Annotated in this window: 15 protein-coding genes; 8 read left to right on the top strand and 7 right to left on the bottom strand. The window is 44.8% G+C overall.

All coding sequences use genetic code 11. The features are described 5' to 3' along the window. Positions 1-36 precede the first annotated feature (36 nt). A complete protein-coding gene (locus ABIO93_RS04915; RefSeq protein ID WP_348065042.1) occupies positions 37-1,440 on the top strand; it encodes a BatD family protein in 1,404 nt (467 codons plus the stop codon). 6 nt (positions 1,441-1,446) lie between these two features. Next, positions 1,447-2,526, top strand: coding sequence for a chorismate synthase (gene aroC, locus ABIO93_RS04910; RefSeq protein ID WP_348065040.1), 1,080 nt, complete (start codon positions 1,447-1,449; stop codon positions 2,524-2,526). A gap of 327 nt (positions 2,527-2,853) precedes the next feature. Here the strand turns inward: aroC and ABIO93_RS04905 are convergent, their stop codons facing one another. After that, positions 2,854-4,197 carry a Gfo/Idh/MocA family oxidoreductase gene (locus tag ABIO93_RS04905; protein ID WP_348065038.1) on the bottom strand — a complete coding sequence of 448 codons (1,344 nt, stop codon included), beginning with the start codon at positions 4,195-4,197 and terminating at the stop codon, positions 2,854-2,856. Between the two features lie 27 nt (positions 4,198-4,224). Then, on the bottom strand, positions 4,225-5,208 hold the full coding sequence (locus ABIO93_RS04900; protein WP_348065036.1) for an SUMF1/EgtB/PvdO family nonheme iron enzyme: 984 nt from the start codon (positions 5,206-5,208) through the stop codon (positions 4,225-4,227). A 138-nt stretch (positions 5,209-5,346) separates the two neighbouring features. On the opposite strand from ABIO93_RS04900, the gene ABIO93_RS04895 reads away from it, so the two are divergent. Together ABIO93_RS04895 and ABIO93_RS04890 are read left to right on the top strand one after the other, a co-directional pair. Next, on the top strand, positions 5,347-7,230 hold the full coding sequence (locus ABIO93_RS04895) for an ABC-F family ATP-binding cassette domain-containing protein (RefSeq protein ID WP_348065034.1): 1,884 nt from the start codon (positions 5,347-5,349) through the stop codon (positions 7,228-7,230). A gap of 55 nt (positions 7,231-7,285) precedes the next feature. Continuing rightward, positions 7,286-7,915 carry a DedA family protein gene (locus tag ABIO93_RS04890; RefSeq protein WP_348065032.1) on the top strand — a complete coding sequence of 210 codons (630 nt, stop codon included), beginning with the start codon at positions 7,286-7,288 and terminating at the stop codon, positions 7,913-7,915. Here ABIO93_RS04890 and ABIO93_RS04885 read toward each other — a convergent pair whose 3' ends face one another. After that, positions 7,916-8,440: a gamma carbonic anhydrase family protein gene (locus ABIO93_RS04885; RefSeq protein WP_244821224.1), complete on the bottom strand. Its 525-nt coding sequence runs from the start codon at positions 8,438-8,440 to the stop codon at positions 7,916-7,918. Between the two features lie 146 nt (positions 8,441-8,586). On the opposite strand from ABIO93_RS04885, the gene ABIO93_RS04880 reads away from it, so the two are divergent. After that, positions 8,587-9,135 carry a YqgE/AlgH family protein gene (locus tag ABIO93_RS04880; protein WP_348065029.1) on the top strand — a complete coding sequence of 183 codons (549 nt, stop codon included), beginning with the start codon at positions 8,587-8,589 and terminating at the stop codon, positions 9,133-9,135. A gap of 22 nt (positions 9,136-9,157) precedes the next feature. On the opposite strand, the gene ABIO93_RS04875 is transcribed toward ABIO93_RS04880, so the two are convergent. Continuing rightward, positions 9,158-9,379, bottom strand: coding sequence for a hypothetical protein (locus ABIO93_RS04875; RefSeq protein ID WP_348065027.1), 222 nt, complete (start codon positions 9,377-9,379; stop codon positions 9,158-9,160). Positions 9,380-9,552: 173 nt separating this feature from the next. On the opposite strand from ABIO93_RS04875, the gene ABIO93_RS04870 reads away from it, so the two are divergent. The 3 genes from ABIO93_RS04870 to gcvP all read left to right on the top strand — a co-directional run bounded on the left by ABIO93_RS04870 (position 9,553) and on the right by gcvP (position 14,096). Further along, positions 9,553-10,809 (top strand): metallophosphoesterase, encoded by a 1,257-nt coding sequence (locus tag ABIO93_RS04870; protein ID WP_348065025.1) that lies wholly within the window; start codon positions 9,553-9,555, stop codon positions 10,807-10,809. 51 nt (positions 10,810-10,860) lie between these two features. Then, positions 10,861-11,070: a hypothetical protein gene (locus tag ABIO93_RS04865; protein ID WP_348065023.1), complete on the top strand. Its 210-nt coding sequence runs from the start codon at positions 10,861-10,863 to the stop codon at positions 11,068-11,070. 131 nt (positions 11,071-11,201) lie between these two features. Continuing rightward, positions 11,202-14,096 (top strand): aminomethyl-transferring glycine dehydrogenase, encoded by a 2,895-nt coding sequence (gene gcvP / locus ABIO93_RS04860; RefSeq protein ID WP_348065021.1) that lies wholly within the window; start codon positions 11,202-11,204, stop codon positions 14,094-14,096. Between the two features lie 92 nt (positions 14,097-14,188). Here the strand turns inward: gcvP and ABIO93_RS04855 are convergent, their stop codons facing one another. From ABIO93_RS04855 to nuoH, 3 genes are read right to left on the bottom strand one after another with little or no spacing between them, the layout of a single operon-like run. Continuing rightward, positions 14,189-14,707 (bottom strand): NADH-quinone oxidoreductase subunit J, encoded by a 519-nt coding sequence (locus ABIO93_RS04855; RefSeq protein WP_348065019.1) that lies wholly within the window; start codon positions 14,705-14,707, stop codon positions 14,189-14,191. A 35-nt stretch (positions 14,708-14,742) separates the two neighbouring features. Then, positions 14,743-15,336, bottom strand: coding sequence for an NADH-quinone oxidoreductase subunit I (locus tag ABIO93_RS04850; RefSeq protein ID WP_348065017.1), 594 nt, complete (start codon positions 15,334-15,336; stop codon positions 14,743-14,745). Positions 15,337-15,359: 23 nt separating this feature from the next. Further along, a complete protein-coding gene (gene nuoH / locus ABIO93_RS04845) occupies positions 15,360-16,439 on the bottom strand; it encodes an NADH-quinone oxidoreductase subunit NuoH (protein ID WP_348065015.1) in 1,080 nt (359 codons plus the stop codon). Positions 16,440-16,466 lie beyond the last annotated feature (27 nt).

Genomic DNA, 16,466 nt, shown 5'->3' with positions numbered 1-16,466 from the left:
TATAGCAATTCCTAATAAAGTTAACGAAAATAATTCATGAAATTATATGCGTTATTAAATATTATTTTGTGTTTTTCTGGTACACTTTGTGCGCAAGTGATCAATGATGCCGCAACCATTGAGTTTGGCTCTAAAAACCTTTCTCTGGACCAGCCATTGCTAATTTCCGTTGTGTTAAGGGACGCAGAAACCCGCCCTGCCGTTATATTTCCGGAAATAAAAGACTTAGAAAAGAGGAGTAAATCTGCTACCAGTTCGATCAGTACCGTGGACGGTAAGAAAGTAGTAATACAAACCATCGCACAAGAATATTACGCTGCAAAGCCGGGAAATTATCTGATACCCGAATTTACAATGACCATCAACGGGGTCAGGCTGCGGTCGGAGGAGACCATGGCTGTATTTTCACAAGGGGCGGTTGCAGAAACCAGTACGGAGCCAGCTGGCAATACTGCTTTGGAACAAGATTTTGGTGACAATGCGCAGGACATCTTCCTCTCGGTTCAGACGGACAAAAAAGGGGTTTACATTCGTGAAGGCTTTGCGTTGAGAATTTCACTATACATTGCGGAAAATGCACCGGTGGAAATGGAGTTTTACCGGTTTAATGAGCAGCTTCAGTCTATCCTCAAGAAGCTGAGACCCGTCAATTGCTGGGAAGAGAATGTAGGTATTGAGGAGATCATTAAGCGGCGGGTTACCATTCGTAAAAGGCGGTACACAGAATACAATATGTACCAAGCCAGGCTATTTCCGATCACGTCCGAGGATATTGTGTTTCCATCCATTACATTGAACATGCTGGTCACTGATAATAATGCTGCTGTGAATGTGGACCGGAAAGTGGTCAAGGCTTTTATGTCGCGCGCAACACGCATCGCTGTAAAGCAGCTTCCCGATCATCCGCTAAGGGATCAGGTGGCGGTTGGCCAGTATAGTTTAAGGGAAAATTTATCAAGCAAGCTGGTTTACCCTGGGGAAAGTATCCGCTACATGTTTAAAGTGGAGGGTATGGGGAACATTGCTGCCATTCCGGCTCCTGTTACCCAGGCAAATTCTTCTTTTGACATTTATCCGCCGGAAGTGAGCCAGGTAATTAAAAGAAGCTATCAAAGTGTGATCGGCGAGAAAACTTTTGATTACTTTGTTGTACCAAGAAAGGATGGGACATTTGCACTGGGGAGATACTTTCAATGGGTTTATTTTAACTCGGCCAAAGAGAAATACGACACATTGCGGTCATCCCGGACCCTTGAAGTAAAAGGAGAAGATTACCGATTAGCAAATCTGTCATTAAGCGGCTCGGCGGGTTTATATGATAATCTGGAAAGCCTCGACAGCAGTAATGAAAGCATCAATTATAAAAAAATCTTAAAAGACGCAACCAATGCTATTGTGGTCATTTTATTGATCACCATGATTTGGGTGTTCAGAAAGTAACATTGGATGGGAAGTACATACGGAAAAATATTTAAGATCGCGACGTTTGGGGAGTCTCATGGCGTAGGGATAGGTGTAGTGATTGAAGGCTGTCCGGCCGGCGTAACATTTGACCCGGATTTTATTCAAAGTGAATTAACCAGGCGTAAACCCGGGCAATCCAGGATTACCACCCAGCGAAAAGAAGCGGATGAATTCGAGGTACTCTCGGGTGTGTTTGAAGGAAAAACAACCGGTACACCCATTGCATTGATCATTAGAAATGAAGATCAGCGTAGTAAGGACTATTCGCACATTGCTGCGCAATTCAGGCCTTCACATGCGGACTATACTTACCAGGCCAAATATGGTGTGAGGGATTACCGCGGCGGTGGCAGAAGTTCAGCGCGCGAAACCGCTGCGAGAGTGGCCGCAGGAGCGCTCGCAAAGCTCTTATTGGCCGACCTTGGGGTTAACATTCAGGCATACGTATCACAAGTAGGTGCTATGAAGCTCGAAAAGTCATACGATGAACTGGATTTGACGGAAGCTGAAAACAATGCTGTGCGCTGCCCTGACCCGGAAATGGCCCGGCAAATGTTCGATTACATCGATAGCGTACGAAAATTAGGTGATTCAGTAGGTGGCGTAGTGAATTGTGTGATTAAAGGCGCACCAGTAGGGTGGGGAGAGCCGGTCTTCGACAAACTACACGCAGAACTTGGAAAGGCAATGCTTAGTATCAATGCGGTAAAAGGGTTCGAGTATGGAAGCGGATTTGAAGGCGTTACATTGTTGGGATCGCAGCATAATGACGCCTTTTATATGGATGACAATGAAAAAGTACATACCCGTACCAACCATTCAGGTGGGATACAGGGTGGTATTTCGAATGGGGAAGACATTTATTTCAAAGTAGCATTCAAGCCCGTAGCGACCATTATGCAGGATCAGGAAAGTATAGATCAGCATGGTGATGTGGCGATCGTTCAGGGTAAAGGAAGACATGATCCCTGCGTGGTGCCTCGTGCCGTACCTATCGTGGAGGCGATGGCAGCCTTGGTACTGGCTGACTTCTATCTGCGCAACAAATCGAGCCGTGTTTAAAACTTCTGTTTCTTGCGTCTTTGATTGAGACTGAGGACGAGCCAAATAGTACCCAGGAATTCAACTACCAGGCCGCTTAATATGATGGGGTTGCTCAATTGGGTTCGGGTAGAGTTTAAAAACGAACCTGTGGCCAGTAAGAGCATACCAGCCAGGAGTAAAAGCGCAGCATTTCGTAAACTTAGTTTCACTAACTATATAGTTCGTTCCACAATATATCGTTATGCAAGTTCTGTTACCGAATATATAAATTCCCTTGAAAGAATGCTATTCGCGTAAACAAAAAATGGCTCAGTATGAGCCATTTTTTGTTTATAACATCAAATTTTATATCACCTGTGTCTTTCCTGGAACAGCCACTGGATACAACCCGTCTGGTCCTGGAAGGATCTTTGGAGAAGCATCCCAAGCTAGCTTATCAGGGAAAAGATTGATGTCTGACTTCAAAGCTTCATCCCAGGCTATCATTTTTCCTGAATAAGTTGCCATACGGCCCATAATGGCGGTCATTGTACTTTTTGCTCCGTTTTCAGCATCTGCGAATTTGTATTCACCTTTGGCTACTGCAGCAAACAGTTCATCATGTTCAACCTGATATGGGTTTCTGTCACCTTTGTCATCGTGCTGATAAATCACTCCTCCTTTGTAATCTTTCAGGATCGTCTTTTTGCCATCGAAGCTATCGATACGTCCTTTTGTTCCTACAAATGCTTCATCCACACGGTTCCAGGTGCCTTCAAACTGGCGGCATTGGCTTGAAATAACCGTTCCGTCAGCATAGACAAGGTCTAACGTGTGGTGATCGAAGATCTCACCGTACGCTTTGCCGGTACGCACTTCGCGACCGCCTGTTCCTTGAATTTGAACCGGATAGCCTTTTTTTACCCAGTTGGCAACGTCGATATTGTGAACGTGCTGTTCTGAAATGTGGTCACCGCAAAGCCAGTTAAAGTAGTACCAGTTTCTCATTTGGTATTCCATTTCAGTCTGGTTTGGCTGGCGTTCCTTCATCCATGGGCTGCTTCCAACCCAGTAAATTTGTCCGCCAACGATATCACCAATGGCTCCGTCGTGAATTCTTTTGATAGCCTCGCGATAGTTAGCCTGATAGTGGCGTTGCAAACCAACGACCACATTCAATTTCTTCTTTTTCGCTTCTTCGGCGAGTTCCAGCACTTTGCGGATACCGGGAGCATCCGTAGCAACCGGTTTTTCCATAAATATGTGCTTGTCGTTTTTAACCGCTTCTTCAAAATGAGAAGGACGGAAGCCCGGAGGTGTCGCCAGGATCACAACATCAACATCTTTCAGCGCAATAGCCTTTTTGAATGCATCGAAGCCCACAAATTTACGATCGTCAGGAACATCGATTTTCGTCTTGGTATCCACCAGCGCGCCGGCAGCATTTTTGTATTTTTTAGCAGTCAGGTTTTTATAGGCATCGTCCAGACGGTCCTTAAAAGCGTCCGCCATCGCTACGATCTGTACGTTTTGAGTAGTGCTCAACGCCTGCGCGGCAGCACCGGTCCCTCTTCCACCACAGCCAATCAGAGCCACCTTAATGGTCTCTCCCACAGCGCTATTCGAGCCGTATCCTGACATTGGTTTCAGTATAGCACCTCCCGCAATCAGGCCTGATGCTTTCAAAAAATTACGTCTATTTTGTTCCATTTTTTAAGAATTAAGAGTTTAATATGATCAGTAATCTTCAATCAATTTTGGGCTGTAGTAAGCTTTTATTTCCTCAGCAGAAGGCGTTTTCAAAGGTCTTACCACTCTAAAACCTACAAATGAGGCGCTGGTCATCCACCATTCGCTTTTCGGCAATTGTGGATCGAGAATTTTCCATTCAGCTTTGGAGGCCGTACGTGCTGCACTGCGCAAATCCGCTGGCTCATCGTCCCATGAACCTCCACGAACTGCCGTCGGATAAAGCTCGGTTACCGGTGCGTAAGCCTCACCCTTAGGTTGCTTGGCATAGTAGTCAGGAATATATTGGTCTAATGTCCATTCCATCACGTTTCCGTGCATGTCGTGAAGTCCAAATGCATTGGGTTTTTTCAAACCAATCTTCTTGTAAGCAGCGTCACTATTTTTGCGGTACCAGGCAAATTCATCGATCTTTGATTCGTCTCCGAAAGAATAAGCCGTTTTTGATCCTGCGCGGCAAGCATATTCCCATTCAGCTTCGGTAGGCAGGCGGTAAAAAATACCTGTTTTTTCGTAAAGCCATTTGCAGAAATGGATAGCAGCATATTGCGTCATATTGATCGCCGGGTATCCTGATCTTCCCATTCCAAAGGACATATCTACGTAAGGCGGGCTGGGGCGTGTGCTGGCGTCAGTTTTTTGAATGCTTTTTTCAGGATCCGGGTGGCGGGCTGCCATTTCCTTTTCCATGTTTTTGAAAGCGTAAAGGTCATAAATGTCCCATATCACTTCTGTTTTTCCCATCCAAAAAGGCTCAATCTTAACCTTATGCTGAGGGCCTTCATCTACTCTGCGTCCCTTCTCTGCGGCTGGGCTTCCCATGGTAAACTCTCCTCCGGGGATTGCTACCATATCATAAACTTGCGGGCTGCCTCCAATTTTTTGTGTATAACTCTTAAAATTATTGTCTTGCGCAATGGCATTCAAACAAATAAAAACGGCTGGGATTAGGTAAAGGAATTTTTTGGACATAATAAAAAACGTGTTCTATGGAACCATCTAACTGAATATAAGCGGCAATATTAGCCTATTTACCCAATGAAAACGAATTTTTTCTGCGTTGTTTAATATCTGTTCTAACTTTGCAGATATTGAATTTTACAATTTATCATGAATTACCTTTCAGCAGAAAATATAGCAAAGTCATTTGGTGATCAATGGCTTTTTAAAAATATCAATTTCGGGATCAGCAGGGGAGACAAAGTGGCGCTTATCGGAACTAACGGTACTGGAAAAACGACCTTCCTGAATATATTGACCGGGAAAATTCCAACGGATGAAGGCGAGGTAAGTGTTCGCAAGGACATTCGCGTGGGTTACTTGGATCAAAGCCCGTCATTTGACGAAAGTCTTCCAATACTGGAAGTCATTTTCTCTTCCAATAATCCCGTTGCACAGGTTGTAAAACGTTACGAGCACGCCATTGAAACCGACAACCACGACGAGCTCGCGGAGGTGATGGAAGATATGGACAAGTTCAATGCGTGGGACTTTGAATACCGTACTAAGGAGATCTTAGGCCGGCTTGGTATTCATCATACCGACAGTCTTTTTGGAACATTATCAGGCGGTCAGCGGAAAAGGGTAGCGTTGGCGAAAGTGTTGCTGGAAGATCCGGACCTACTGATTTTGGATGAACCTACCAACCATTTAGACCTGGATACAGTGGAATGGCTGGAAAATTACCTCAATACTTCCAATACGACACTTCTGGTTGTGACCCACGACAGGTACTTTCTGGACACTGTTTGTAACCAAATGCTGGAACTGGCATTTGGATCAGCGTATTCTTACAAAGGAAATTATACTTATTTCCTCGAAAAAAAGGCGGAAAGAGAGGAAATGGAAGCTGCTGGCATTGATAAGGCCCGCAACCTGATGCGCAAGGAGCTTGACTGGATCCGCAGACAGCCCAAAGCCCGCGGTACCAAAGCCAAATATCGCGTAGATGCATTTGAAGAACTGAAAGAAAAGGCCAGCCAGAAGAAATTCGATACGCAAATGGAGCTGAATGTCCGGACTTCACGACTGGGCAGCAAGATCATCGAACTGGAAAATGTAAGTAAAGGATTTGACGACCGTCAGCTGATCAAGAATTTTGAATACACGTTCAGACGCGGCGACCGGATCGGGATTGTGGGCCAGAATGGGATGGGCAAATCCACATTGCTGAACATGATCACTGGCGAACTGCTGCCTGATAAAGGACAGATCGTGAAAGGAGAAACGGTTCAATTTGGCTATTACCGCCAATCCGATCTCGTTTTTAATGAAAATCAAAGAGTCATTGATATTGTAAAGGATGTTGCAGAAGTCGTGCAGCTGGGAACGGGAGAAACTGTGACGGTAGGTCATTTATTGCAGGCGTTTTTGTTCTCTCCTTCCAAACAATATGATTTTATATCGAAGCTTAGCGGAGGAGAAAAGCGCCGCTTGCAGCTTCTTCTAATTCTGATCAAGCAGCCTAATTTCCTGATCCTCGATGAGCCAACGAATGATCTGGACATTGCCAGCTTGAATGTATTGGAAGAGTTCCTTCTTAATTTTCCGGGCTGTCTTGTCATCGTATCCCACGACAGGTACTTTCTGGACAGACTGGTACAACATATATTTGTTTTTGAAGGAGAGGGTAAGATCAGCGATTTCCCTGGGAATTACACCGAGTTAAGGGATTATCAGGATGAGCAGGAAATTGAGAAAAAGGCCGGAGCCAGTACCAAGAATGTACTCGCTCCTCCTCCGCCAACTGTGAAGGAAGTTGCACCAGTTGCAGTTGCTTCGAAGCGGAAACTTAGTTTCAAGGAGCAAAAGGAAATGGAGCAGCTTGAAACTGACATTGCTGACATGGAAAAGAAGAAAAATCAGTTGGTAGAAAATCTGAACAAAGGAGGTTCTCATGCCGAACTTGCACAATGGTCCAAACAGATCGAAGAACTTACCGATAGTCAGGCCAATAAAGAGATGCGCTGGCTTGAACTGTCGGAAAATGCCTAATTTTAGCAATGGTCATTTGGGATTGGGGTTGCCTCAATCCCGCTAATGCTTTCGTATGAATTCAATTGTCGAGTTTTTTCAGTACATACTTAATTCAGAGGAGCTGATCCGTACGGGAGGGCTGCTGGTGATCACATTCATTGTTTTTGCCGAGAACGGGTTGTTTTTTGCTTTCTTCCTACCAGGCGATTACCTCGTTTTTCTGGCCGGGGTGTTCTGCGGCACCGGAATTCTCGACGTTCCGATTGGGATTCTGCTATTATGCATGTTTACTGCGGCCGTTCTGGGCTCGCTGGTAGGATACATTTTCGGCAAATATTTTGGAGATATGTTCGAAAATAGGCCGGATTCGCTCTTTTTTAAGAAAAAGCATATCGAAACTACCCGTAAATATTTTGAAAAATATGGAAGCCGTACCTTGATTATTAGTCGGTTTTTGCCCGTGGTACGAACTTTCGCGCCCATATTGGCAGGCCTGGTAAAAATGACTTTCCCTTCTTTTTTAATTAATAATGTAGTGGGCGGCGCAATTTGGATCGGGGCATTGACCGGTGGCGGTTTCCTTTTCGGAGAACGTTTCCCGTGGATCGTCGACTACGTGCAATACATCATCCTCTTTTTCCTGGCCATTACTACTTTCACGGTCATCAAAGGATACCTTAATGCTCGTAAAGAAATGGGCTGATTAGGCCTGCTCCTCTTCCTTAAACCAACCCGAGTAAGTAATGTAGTTATTCGCAGTTCTGTCGATGGCCGCATTCAATTCAGGAGAAACGTCTTTCAAATATTTTGCCGGGTTACCGGCGTATATGGTACCGGGAGGGATTTTAGTGCCCTGCGTTACAATGGCGCCAGCGGCGACGATTGATCCTTCTCCTACTACGGCCCCATCCATGACAATAGCACCCATTCCGATTAGCACGTGATCCTCGATGGTACAGCCGTGCACAATTGCATTGTGCGCTACCGACACATAACTCCCTATGGTTGTGGCGAAACGCTGGTAGGTACAATGTATAACGGCCCCGTCCTGTACATTGGAATAATCACCGATGCGAATGCTGTTTACATCCCCGCGGATCACTGCATTGAACCAAACTGTGCAATTTCCCCCCATTACCACATCTCCTACGATTGTTGCGTTCTCTGCAAACCAGCAGCTATCGCCGAAAGAAGGATGGTGTCCACGAACAGATTTTATAAGTGCCATAATCTTATTTTTATTATATTTTCGTCAATATCCGGTTTTATGCTCGGAAAATAATAAATGCAAACTTCCTTTTGATCATTGCCACCAAAATGTTGAAGAAAAATAAATATATTTCGTTTATGAATTAATGTTATCTGTCATCAGCTATGAAAGTTTCAAAAGGAAGTCTCTTAATTGCCAAGCCATTTCTTGGCGATCCGAATTTCGAACGGGGCGTCATTCTGATGTGTGAACACAACGAGCAGGGGAGCTTCGGCTTCGTCCTCAATCAAACGACAGACCTGTTTTTGGGAGACGTACTGGACGACACAATTTATCAGGACATTACGCTGCATTTGGGCGGTCCGGTGGAGAAAAACACATTACATTTTATTCACAGACGGCCCGATTTGATAACCGGTGGAGCAGAGATCATGAAAAATGTATTCTGGGGTGGGGATTTTACTGGCGTGAAAATACTTTTAAACCTGAACACCTTGAAACAGGACGATGTCAGGTTTTTTATAGGTTATTCGGGATGGAGTGGAGGGCAACTGGATGACGAGATCAGCCAGGATTCCTGGATTATTTCGAGTACCAACTCAGATTTTTTATTTACCACACCACCTGATAATTTCTGGCGTGAAATCCTTCGGAATATGGGCGGAGAATATCGTTCCATCGCACATTATCCGATAGATCCCCGCTTAAACTAACTGATGCAAGATTGACTAGCAGTTAGTTAGGTTGGTCGAAACCATTCACAGACTCGTAGTTTGACTTGATACGCCCCACTTCCTTGGTCAGAAAATGTTGTAATTCTTCATTGAAAATCTTTTGATCTTCTTCGGTTAAGGATGCATACAGATCCTTCAATTCCTGATTGATTTGCGCCCTTTCTTGATCCGTACCAGCATTCATAGAGCGGATATGGAATCTTTTGAAATCATAGGTTGGCATAAAGTATTGTTTTAAAATAATTTCAAATTTACCAAAAACCGCTTAGCTGTTAAAATTTGCCTTCAAAAGCTTTAAAAAACCCATTGCTGTACAATGTTTCACAATCTGTTTGCCGTACCGAACGAGAAAACGATGCGCAATGTTTGAAATCAATATGATAATTATCGTTTAAAATGAACAGAACCTTTGTCTTTATATTCTTAACATTCATTCTCATTGCAATTGACTGGTACGTTTGGCAGGGCCTCCGTTTAGCTATTCGTAACCTGTCGCCCCTCACTCAGCGTTGGATTGGTGGGGCCTACTGGGGACTAACCCTCGCCACCCTTATTGCTTACGTAGGAATGCAGCTTTTACCGCCCGATTATTTTAAAAGTAGCACCCGTACCTTCATTGTAGCATTCATCGCCATTCCTTATTTGTCCAAACTGTTTGCGGTATTGATTTTGCTGGTGGATGATATTCGCAGGCTTTTACAATGGATAGTCAGTTTTGTTTTCCCTTCCGCTGCGCCGGTATCTTCCGAAACGGGCGAGTCGACCATTCCGAGATCGCAGTTTTTGGCAACAACCGCGGTGGTAGCAGGCGCTGGTTTGATGGGAACATTTGCATTCGGAATATTATCGGGAGCGCATGATTACCGTATTAGAAGGGTGAAGGTGCCGCTGAAAAACCTTCCCAAAGCGTTCCACGGAATGAAAATCGCTCAGCTATCAGATATTCACTCGGGAAGTTTCTTTAATAAAACTGCTGTAAAAGGTGGTGTGGAAATGTTGCTCAAAGAGAAACCTGATATTGCATTTTTTACAGGCGACCTCGTTAATGACCGTGCGGTAGAGGTAAGGGATTACATGAACATCTTCGATAAGGTAAAAGCGCCGCTGGGAGTGCACTCAATCTTGGGAAATCATGACTATGGAGATTACTTTCAATGGTCCGATGCTAATGCGAAGACCCGTAATCTGGCTGATTTGAAAAAAGCACATGAATCGTTAGGTTGGAATCTGATGTTGGACGAAAATAGGGCAATTAAAGTAGATGGTGAAGAAATCGGGCTCATCGGTATCCAGAACTGGGGTGCAGGTAATTTTGCCAAATACGGAAATCTTGAAAAAGCTTATCAGCACACAGATCAGTATCCTGTCAAAATATTACTTTCACACGACCCTAGCCATTGGGAAGCGCAGGTTTTACCGAAATATAAGGACATTGACCTTGCACTGGCGGGCCACACGCACGGAATGCAGTTTGGTGTGGAGATAGGCAAATTGAAATGGAGCCCGGTACAATACCGCTACAAGCAGTGGGCAGGTTTATATGAGGAAAATGACCAATATTTGTATGTCAACAGAGGATTTGGCTACCTCGGCTACCCGGGACGTGTAGGTATCTTGCCGGAAATAACAATATTAGAATTAGTAAAAGCGTGAAATTTTGGAGAAATTAATGCGTTCAATATGAAGTAGGTAACTTGCGACCGTATGATGATAAGAAAAATTACTCCCTGGCTTTTGGTATTCGCATTGATCTGCGGAGTATCGGGTGTGGAAACCCTGAGCGCGAAACCGGCAACTGCCAAAATGGAGTTGTTTGGAAAGAAAAAGAAATACAAAGGTTACAAGAAGCCAAAATCCAAAAAATTCCTCGGGATCTTCAAACGCAAAACAGATTGCGGCTGCCCTAATCATTAGGAACTTCCTGCATCAAGATTTTGTACATATTCAAGAGTAAGCATTGCCATCATTCTCTAAAAGATTTGGTTGGATTTGCTTACTTTTGTATTTTAAAACCACCTATTAACGGCACTCTCAGCCCAAGTTGAATGAAAGTCAATCTTCGAAACCAGGATAAATTTGAAAACCGTCACCACGGTAAAGATGCTCAGGAGTTGCAGGAAATGTTGGAGACCATAGGAGCGGCATCACTTGACGAATTAATAGATCAGACGCTTCCTTCGGCGATCCGTTTGCCAAAACCACTGAATTTGCCAAGACCGAAATCCGAGCAGGAATTTTTGCAGGGGATTAAAAAGATAGCCGGTAAAAATGCTGTTCTGAAATCCTACATTGGAACGGGTTACTACGATACGATAACGCCTAATGTGATTCTCAGGAATATTCTTGAAAACCCGGCCTGGTACACCGCTTATACACCTTATCAGGCGGAAATAGCACAGGGAAGACTTGAAATGCTACTTAATTTCCAGACGGTGGTTACTGACCTGACCGGGATGGAAATCGCCAATGCTTCTTTGCTAGACGAAGCTACCGCGGCTGCTGAGGCGATGACAATGCTTTACAGCCTTCGTCCTGCTGCCAGAAAAAAAGCAAATACATTCTTTGTTTCAGAACTCTGTCATCCACAGACGATCGACCTCATCTACACACGCGCTAAGCCTGTCGGGATTGATGTAGTTGTAGGTAACCATGCTACCGTGGATCTGGCCGACGAGACTTTGTACGGAGTGTTGGTGCAATATCCTGCTACTAATGGAGAAGTTATCGATTATACCGATTTTATTGCTGCTGCACACGAGCTGAATTTGTCAGTAGCCGTGGCCGCTGATTTGCTGGCGTTGACATTGCTGAAATCACCGGGTGAAATGGGTGCGGATGTGGTGGTTGGAACATCGCAGCGTTTCGGTGTCCCTATGGGTTACGGCGGCCCGCACGCAGCTTATTTTGCAACAAAAGATACTTTCAAGCGCCACATTCCGGGCCGCATCATCGGGGTTTCGGTGGATGCTGAGGGGAACAGGGCTTTGAGAATGGCTTTGCAAACTCGTGAGCAGCACATCCGCCGCGAAAAAGCGACTTCCAACATCTGTACTGCGCAGGTATTGCTTGCCGTGATCGCAGGCGCATACGCTGTATACCACGGACCTGAGGGCATTAAGACCATTGCGTCACGTGTACATGGGCTTACAAGGCTTTTTGTTGACACGATCAGGAAGTTTAATTACGAAGTCATTACTGAAAATTATTTCGATACCGTTACCATTCAGACTAACCTTACCAGGAAACTGAGGGAGACGTCGGTGAAATGGGGTATCAATTTGAAATATAATAAAGAGGAAAGTGTAACGGTTTCATTTGATGAAGCAAAGACATTTGAAGATGTCATTTCGATTCTGAATGTGTTTGCAGAGGTTTCAGGATTCCAGGGAGAAATGGTAATTGAGGAAGAACTGGAATTCTCATTTCCTGAAAACCTGACCCGCCAGTCCGACTACCTGACACATCCTGTGTTCAATACGCATCATACAGAACATGAAATGCTGCGTTATCTGAAATCTTTGGAGAATAAGGACCTTTCACTGGTTCATTCTATGATTTCATTGGGTAGCTGTACCATGAAATTGAATGCTACGGCAGAAATGATCCCCCTTACCTGGCCGGAATTTGGAGCAATACATCCATTTGCGCCAACCAATCAGGTAGGAGGTTATGCGCAGTTGGTAAGCGAATTGAATATCTGGCTTTGCGAGATTACTGGTTTTGCGGCCATGTCTTTCCAGCCTAATTCAGGCGCTCAGGGAGAGTATGCTGGTTTAATGGCGATCCGTGCATACCACGAAAGCCGCGGCGATCACCATCGGAATGTAGCACTGATTCCTCAGTCCGCCCACGGAACAAACCCTGCATCCGCTGTAATGGCCGGAATGAAAGTGGTTGTTACCAAAACGGACGATCGGGGAAATATCGATGTAGCTGATTTGAAGGCGAAGGCTGAGCAGTATGCAAATGATCTGTCCTGTCTGATGGTAACGTATCCTTCAACGCATGGAGTGTATGAAGAAAGCATCATAGATATTTGTGAAATGATCCATTCGCACGGAGGCCAGGTATATATGGATGGTGCCAATATGAATGCACAAGTAGGCTTAACAAGCCCTGCTACTATTGGCGCTGATGTTTGCCATTTGAATTTGCATAAAACATTCTGTATCCCTCACGGAGGCGGTGGGCCAGGCGTAGGGCCTATAGGTGTGGCTGAACATTTGATGCCATTCTTGCCAGGACACGTTAATTTCAATGCTCAACCAGAGCATTTGCCTGCTGGTGAAGCGGGTGCAGTATCTGCGGCGCCTTATGGAAGCGCGAGTATCCTGACGATTTCTTATGCCTACATTGCCATGATGGGTAGTGAAGGGCTTACCAATGCCACGAAATACGCTATCCTGAATGCTAATTACATCAAAGAGCGTTTAAGTGGTCATTATGATGTTCTGTATACAGGTACCAACGGGCGTTGCGCGCACGAGATGATCCTGGACTGCCGCTCGTTTAAAGCTGCGGGTGTAGAGGCAGAAGATCTTGCGAAGCGGTTAATGGATTATGGTTTTCATGCACCAACTCTATCATTCCCGGTTGCAGGAACATTAATGATCGAACCTACGGAATCTGAATCGAAAGCGGAGCTGGACAGGTTCTGTGATACTATGATCGCGATACGTAACGAGATTCGTGAGGTAGAAGAAGGTACTGCTGATCGTACGGATAATGTGCTTAAAAACGCACCGCATACTTCCCGGACATTGTTGGCAAACGATTGGAACAGGTCGTATAGCCGTGAAAAGGCTGCATTCCCGCTTCCTCATTTACGTTTCAACAAGTTTTGGCCGAGCGTAAGCCGTGTAGATAGCGCCTACGGAGATCGTAACCTGATTTGCTCTTGCATTCCTGTTGAAGCTTATACAGAAGTAGAAGCGAGTTAACAGGATTCCATATAATAGAAAGGGGAGAAGCTCGCATTTGAGCTTCTCCCCTTATTTTTTGTAAAATATCTTAGCGACTGATTTTATGAGTCCTAGAAATGTCTTTCTCCAATCTCTCTTTTTCCTAACATGACCGCACCGACCATTGCTACTAAAAGCAAAATAGAAACGAGTTCAAACGGCAGCAAATAATCACGGAAAAGCAAATGTCCCAGATTTTCAATCATCCCGATCTGTGAGTCAAACTGGTCCGGATTGTAGGATGGAATGATGCTTTTGCGATATGCGCCGAAAAGGATAACGAATACCGTTCCGCCCACAATGGTAGCGGCTACTTTGGTCAAATTCGTCTTTGATTCCTCGTGGTCCTGCTTCATGTTGAGGAACATGATCACAAAAAGAAATAGTACCATGATCGCCCCCGCGTAGACAATGATATTGACAGCAGCCAAAAACTGCGCATTCAGCAATATATAATGCCCCGACAACGTGAAGAATGTGAGGATCAGATATAAGACGCTGTGAATCGGGTTACGCGAAACCACCACCATTACTGCGCTGAGAATGGTTAGGAATGATAGGAAGTAAAAAAAAGATATTGTTGAATTCATAGTATTATTGCTGCTGACAGTCTGGGTTAATCCGTTCAGGGAATAGCTCTTGGAACCACATTAGTAACTTCTCCGCTTGCTCTTTTCAAGTCAAGCGCGAGCGCTTCTTCTTTGGTCCAGGCTTCACGGGTGTAGCGATTGGTCATGTCTTCCACCAAAAGATCTTTCCCCCAGATCACCTGGTCACGCTCTGTGAAAACAGGAATAAATTCGTCGTGACGTAAATAAACCGCTTGTTTTGGGCAGGCTTCTTCACATAGGCCACAGAAAATACACCTGAGCATGTTCACTTCATAAACAGCCGCGTATTTCTCTTCGCGATACAATGTTTCCTCACCTTTCTCACGTTCGGCTGCAACCATTGAAATGGCTTCTGCCGGACATGCTACTGCGCAAAGACCGCAGGCCGTACAACGTTCACGGCCATCTTCGTCTCTCTTTAAAATATGTCTTCCCCTGAAAACCGGCCCCAAATATCTTTTGACCTCCGGATATTCAATGGTTACTTTCTTAGCGAAAAAATGCTTGATCGTTATCGCCAAACCGGTTGCAATAGCCGGCAGGTAGGCGCGTTCCATCAGCGTCATTTCTTTATTGCTTACTTGCTTGGAGCGATTTGTCAATTGCATGGCAATACGATTCGATTTTGAAATTAATTCAACCACGCGGTAATGACAGGCTTCAAGAAAAGCACAGCAGCACCAGTGATAATAATATTAAAAATAGCAAGCGGGATCAGTTTTTTCCAACCCAGGTTCATCAATTGGTCGTAACGGAAACGAGGAATAGTCCAGCGAACCCACATATAAAAGAAGATAAAGAACAATGCTTTACCAAAAAATACTGCCGTTCCAATCAATGTAGCAATGTTATGGCCTGTCTCAGTTCCCAAAGCGCCAGTCAGCTGGTTGTATACCCAATCCATTCCAGGATAGTTATATCCGCCAAAGTATAGAACAGAAATGATCGCAGAAGAAACGAACATGTTAATGTATTCCGCGAACAGGTAAAAACCCAGTTTCATACTACCATACTCCGTGTGATAACCTCCTACCAATTCAGTTTCACATTCAGGAAGATCGAAAGGAACGCGGTTACATTCAGCAAATGAGCAGGTTATGAAAATGATAAAACCCAACGGTTGGTAAAAAATATTCCAGTTACCGCCATGCTGCTGTGATACGATCTCACCCAATGAAAGTGAGCTGCTCATCATTAAAATCGCAATGAGCGACAGACCCATAGCAACTTCATAACTAATGTTTTGAGAAGCGGCACGAATAGCGCCAAGCAGTGAAAACTTGTTATTGGAAGCCCAGCCTCCTACCATGATTCCGTAAACTCCCAGGGCAACTACACCGAAAACATACAAGATGCCAATGTTGGATTCAACGCCTTGCAGCGCAATTTCATGCCCATTGATACGGAATGTGCTTCCAAATGGAATAACTGCACTCGCTAATAAGGCGGTAAGCATTGCCAAACTTGGGCCCGCGATAAAAAGCCATTTGTTTGCCAGCGCCGGAATAAAGTCTTCTTTGAAAAACATTTTACCAGCATCTGCAAGTGGCTGCAAAAGTCCGCCCCAGCCAGCCCTGTTAGGCCCCATCCGGTCCTGAATAAAACCGGCCACTTTGCGTTCTGCCCAGGTTGAGTACATGGCGATGACCAGTGTCAGGACAAAAACAGCGAATATGACTGCGGTTTTAGTGAGAAACTCCGTTAAATCCATTTTGTAAGCAAGGTTAAATTAGTCTCT

Origin of the sequence: Dyadobacter sp. (assembly GCF_039919315.1) — a bacterium.
Classification (GTDB): domain Bacteria; phylum Bacteroidota; class Bacteroidia; order Cytophagales; family Spirosomataceae; genus Dyadobacter.
This window is presented reverse-complemented; position numbering and strand designations above follow the sequence as displayed.

Excerpts from the sequence above, each read along its gene's own strand:
- ABIO93_RS04915 (WP_348065042.1), top strand. The coding sequence starts at position 37 with ATGAAATTATATGCGTTATTAAATATTATTTTGTGTTTTTCTGGTACA.
- aroC (WP_348065040.1), top strand. The coding sequence starts at position 1,447 with ATGGGAAGTACATACGGAAAAATATTTAAGATCGCGACGTTTGGGGAG.
- ABIO93_RS04905 (WP_348065038.1), bottom strand. The coding sequence starts at position 4,197 with ATGGAACAAAATAGACGTAATTTTTTGAAAGCATCAGGCCTGATTGCG.
- ABIO93_RS04900 (WP_348065036.1), bottom strand. The coding sequence starts at position 5,208 with ATGTCCAAAAAATTCCTTTACCTAATCCCAGCCGTTTTTATTTGTTTG.
- ABIO93_RS04895 (WP_348065034.1), top strand. The coding sequence starts at position 5,347 with ATGAATTACCTTTCAGCAGAAAATATAGCAAAGTCATTTGGTGATCAA.
- ABIO93_RS04890 (WP_348065032.1), top strand. The coding sequence starts at position 7,286 with ATGAATTCAATTGTCGAGTTTTTTCAGTACATACTTAATTCAGAGGAG.
- ABIO93_RS04885 (WP_244821224.1), bottom strand. The coding sequence starts at position 8,440 with ATGGCACTTATAAAATCTGTTCGTGGACACCATCCTTCTTTCGGCGAT.
- ABIO93_RS04880 (WP_348065029.1), top strand. The coding sequence starts at position 8,587 with ATGAAAGTTTCAAAAGGAAGTCTCTTAATTGCCAAGCCATTTCTTGGC.
- ABIO93_RS04875 (WP_348065027.1), bottom strand. The coding sequence starts at position 9,379 with ATGCCAACCTATGATTTCAAAAGATTCCATATCCGCTCTATGAATGCT.
- ABIO93_RS04870 (WP_348065025.1), top strand. The coding sequence starts at position 9,553 with ATGAACAGAACCTTTGTCTTTATATTCTTAACATTCATTCTCATTGCA.
- ABIO93_RS04865 (WP_348065023.1), top strand. The coding sequence starts at position 10,861 with ATGATGATAAGAAAAATTACTCCCTGGCTTTTGGTATTCGCATTGATC.
- gcvP (WP_348065021.1), top strand. The coding sequence starts at position 11,202 with ATGAAAGTCAATCTTCGAAACCAGGATAAATTTGAAAACCGTCACCAC.
- ABIO93_RS04855 (WP_348065019.1), bottom strand. The coding sequence starts at position 14,707 with ATGAATTCAACAATATCTTTTTTTTACTTCCTATCATTCCTAACCATT.
- ABIO93_RS04850 (WP_348065017.1), bottom strand. The coding sequence starts at position 15,336 with ATGCAATTGACAAATCGCTCCAAGCAAGTAAGCAATAAAGAAATGACG.
- nuoH (WP_348065015.1), bottom strand. The coding sequence starts at position 16,439 with ATGGATTTAACGGAGTTTCTCACTAAAACCGCAGTCATATTCGCTGTT.